The following is a 3707-nucleotide window of genomic DNA, read 5'->3' as shown; positions in this document are numbered from 1 at the left end:
CGCACACCCGCGGCCGAACACCACGACCAGCACCGACACCAGCGCCATCCTGCTCGCCTCCACCAGCACGCCACGCGGCCCGTCCAAAGCGATGCGGGCAGCGGGCGCCACGTCTCCCGAGCCGCCCGGCTTTCCCCGGCAGCCGTCCGACCCAACGGAAAACAACGGCTCGACTGGTCCTGGCCCGGCGCCTTCGGCTATGGACTGGGCCGCTCACGAATACTCGCTGGCAGAGGCCGGTCTAGAGACACCAAAGGATCTCCCGGATTGGCTGCAGCCGCAGACCGGCGGAGCGGGCGGGTCCCTGGGCTTGCCGGCAGCGCCGACACCGGCGGCCGGCCCGGGATGGTCGCCGTCGGGCGGGCAGAAGCCGGACTGGGAAAAGGAAGTGGAAGCGGCCGTCCGATACTTGACGGTCGCTGGAACCGCTGCCGAGGCGGCGTTTGGCGAGTGGGCGCGCGAGGTGTTCGAATTCGATCCCGCGAAGGTCGATCTCAGGTCGAACTACGCCTTCAACGAGTCGGTGTTGAACACCTACCGGGAAGAGTTGGGGAAGAAAGGCATAACCACCCCGACTGGATTGCGCGGATGGTTGTCCCGCCAAATGGCCGAGGAACTCGCCCTGGGCGGATCGTCGAGGTTCAGGGAGCTTCTTCCGTATCCGTATCCGGATCCGGAGAATATGTCCGAGCAGCGACGAGATGCCCTGCACCGGATCTGGCTCGACAAGATCGCAAACGCCCGATCTGCGGATTTGGAAGTCGCGCCTGTGGCTCTCCATCTCCTGGCCAAGGGGTTGGACCAGCCGATGCGGATCCACCATCCGTTCGGCGACCCGTACGACGACATCGGTCCGTCGTCCGATGACGGTGCCATCCCACACTCGGTCGTGTGGTGGAACGGTGGTTACATCATCCTTAAACCTCGTGACCCAAACGATGCCGACATCGCCGCCCGCATCGCCAGTGGCTACCAGCGGAATTCGATATCCGACCCCGAACAGCAGCGACGGGACAGACTTTTCAACGAGGCGCTCGGTCTACTGAAAACCGAAATCGCCACGGCGGAAGGGAATTTTACCAAGCGCCACCGGTCCCTCCTGAAATACGTATTTGACCGCGAGCTCGCGGCCATTGGCCAACGCCCCACCTCCCCTCGCCGTCAAGCCGAAGAACTTGCAGCACACCGTCGGTACCTCAACGCCCTCGGCAACGGCGGCGACTGGGAAGGTGACTACCGATGGAAACTCAATGACCCGTTCACCCTCCGTATCCCCGCCTACGTTCACGCCGGCAGCGACGCGTACTCGGCATTGCGCACCCGGTTGGGCGGCAAGGACGTGGAACTCACTCGTGTTGACCACATGATCCTCTCGGGCGATATGGTCGATATCGACTTCGGGTCGGTCGACGGGGTGGGTGTCGGTATTGTCAAAATCCCGTACATGGCCAACGGCGCCATGAAGTTTGCCTACCTAGAGATCGACCGCAAATTTACTGACAGCGAGCTGGCCGAACTGAGAGACAAGGCACCCGGCCAGGCGTGGCAACTCGACGAGCCGCCGGTCGGCCTCTTCTATCACATCGCGGCGGGCTTAGTGCCCAAGAACGGCCAATTGAGCCGCAGCTTCGGCAAGGGTTCCGAAGGCGAAAAACTCCAGAGAGCCCATATTCCAGCCGTCAAGGTGGCCGACGGAAGTCCATTTGTCATCCCTCAGAACATGAAGGAGGTTATTCTCCGACTCGGGTATGGCTGGGATGGTCAACCCCTCGCGGTCGTGGTAATGCCGGCAGAGAAGAGCGGGGCCGGACAGGACCTGTATCTGCAACTGCTCAAGCCTGCCCCCACCATCGACGACATCGAGTGGCTGCGCAAAGCGTCGCTGTGGGAACGCGAGAATTGGTGGAACATTTCCCGGGTGAGATATTTCGATGACGAAATGGACTCGCAAAGGCGATTGCCCAATCCTCTGCGTCTTACTATCGGCAGAAACTCGGCAAAGACGTTAGATGGGCGGGAGGTGAATCTCGCCCCTGGGACGCCGATCACCTTGGGAGTAGGGGAGCGGCTCCGGCCGGTCGGAAAAGATGTCGTCAACGGCTTTGTCGATAGCGTCAAAGAGGTTGTCGTCGTGGTCAAGGCGCCGTTGGTCCCAAGACGGGACGCGCCGGCGTCCGAACCCGAATACGCCTTCCGGCTCTTCACCACGGGCAAGACGGATTACGATGCTTTCATAAAGCAGCTCGAAGACCGGCAGATGAGGCTCGAAGACCGGCAGATGAGGCTCGGCGAGCGCAAAAGGGGAGCCGAGTCGGCAACTGGGCGGGCCGCGCAGCGTCCGCGCATCGAGGATGGGCCGGGCGCCCGGGGTGGGTCGTCTTCTGGGTGGGGAGCGGGTGAGCAGCCGCCTGCCGAGGAGGTGGTGGGCGGCGGTTGGCAGGTGTCGTATCGCAGTCCAAGGGATCTGACGCAAGCGCTTGACCTGGGGGCGGCGCCGCCGGGGATCACTGCACCGGTCGACTCCCCGGACCTGCCGGCAGGGTTGGATCTGCCAGCGCCGTTCGACCTGGCGTCGCCGCCGGAGAACCCCGCGCTGGTCGAGTCTCTGGTCGAACAGGATGATCCGGTAGGCGGCCGGGTCGAACAGCTGGACCCGCTGTCGGAGGTGAGCGGGCCGGCGGGAACTCGGCGGGCCCCGAAGCGTCCGCGCATCGGGGGTGGGTCGTCGTTGCCCGCAGGGGCGGGCGGGGCGGTCCCGGGTTCGAGCGAAACCATGATGGCCGGTGGTTTCGGCGGTGTCGCGCCGGACTTGCGGGAGGTGCCCGGCCAGACGTGGGAATTCGCCCCCCCATCGTTCGCCGAGTCCTACCACATCACGGCGTCCCTGGACCCCAAGTCTAATTCTGGGCAGTTGAACGTAGGGTTCGCCGGCCGTCCGGTCTTCATTTCACCGACCGTGGTGGTCGACGGAAGGTCGTTTGTCTTTCCTGTGGACATCGAGAGGGTTCGTGTCGAGCTCGGGTATGACATCTTGGGTCGACCCGCCGCAGTCGTGGAGCTACCGGCCGAAAATAGCCCTACCGGACGGGCGCTGTACCTGAAACTGGAGCCCGCCCCCACCGCAGGCGACATCGAGTCGCTGCGCAGAAGGGCACTGTGGGTGCCGCAGAATCAGTGGGATCTTTCCGACCCAGCAACGTTCGAAGACACAATACATTCGATCAAACGAATAGACCGAGTGATACCCTACCTGCCCCGACCCCTGAGACTCAGGTTTGGTTCGGAGAACATGACGTTCGGTGGGGGGGAGGTGAATGTCACCCCTGGGACGGATGTCACCTACCGGGTAGGGAAGTGGTCGCGGCAGGTCGGACCGGAATTCGTTACCGGCGTTTTCGTCGTGGTCAAGGCGCCGTTGGTCGACGGAACCGGACACGCCTACAAGATCATCAATACGCGCAAGACGGTGGATCAGTTCGAGGCGCTCATCAAAGATCTCCGAGACCGGCAGGAGAGGCGCAATATGCGCATCCTGCGAGCCGAGTCGGTACCTGAGCCGACCAGGCAGCGTCCGAGCGCCGGGGATGGGCCGGGCGCTGGGGGTGGGTCGTCGTTGCCTGGTGGTGCGGCGGCGTTTGAGTGGGGTCGTGTGGGGGGTGGTTCGTTCTCGGGTGGTGGGAAGGGTGTGTTGCCGTCGGGGTGGGCGG

The 3707-nt window shown here is 63.7% G+C and carries 1 protein-coding gene; it reads left to right on the top strand.

What is annotated here, in order from left to right; all coding sequences use genetic code 11:
- Nucleotides 1–199: 199 nt before the first annotated feature.
- The coding region (locus ACGF5G_RS35655; RefSeq protein WP_393271299.1) for a hypothetical protein at nt 200–3707 on the top strand (3508 nt) is incomplete at its 3' end.

This window comes from Micromonospora sp. NPDC047730 (assembly GCF_043204765.1).
Taxonomy (GTDB): Bacteria; Actinomycetota; Actinomycetes; order Mycobacteriales; family Micromonosporaceae; genus Micromonospora.
The sequence above is the reverse complement of the archived record's forward strand: the minus strand, read 5'-3'. Positions and strand labels throughout refer to the sequence as shown.